Below are 432 nucleotides of genomic sequence, written 5' to 3' on the forward strand. Positions count from 1 at the left end.
CCAAGAATCCGGCTCTGGGGCGTTCCCGAGGTGGGCTGAGCACAAAGATCCACATGGCCTGCGATGCTCAGGGCAGAGCCTTGAAGTTGATCCTCACGCCTGGGCAAGTCAACGACATCACCCAGGCTCCAGAGTTGCTCAAAGGTCTCAGGCCAACGCATGTGCTTGCCGACAAGGGCTATGACAGCCGCGCCTTTGTGGCGCAGATCGAGGCGGCAGGCGCTCAAGCCGTGATTCCGCCGCGCAGTTGCCAGCAGCCGCGGCCCTTCGATGCCAAGCTATACCGGGCTCGCAATGCGATCGAGCGATGCTTCGGACGGCTCAAGCAGTTCCGACGCATCGCCACGCGCTACGACCGCAAGGCCGCCCACTTCATGGCCTTCCTCTGCCTCGCTGCAAGTCTGGCTTGGCTGACAGATTGAATGTCGATTC

General features: G+C 61.8%; 1 protein-coding gene. It reads left to right on the forward strand.

The features are described from left to right. Window positions 1-422 (forward strand): IS5 family transposase (locus ACX12L_RS23030; RefSeq protein WP_459264586.1); only part of this gene is annotated, 422 nt, incomplete at its 5' end. Window positions 423-432 lie beyond the last annotated feature (10 nt).

Source organism: Alicycliphilus sp. T452, from assembly GCF_054512775.1.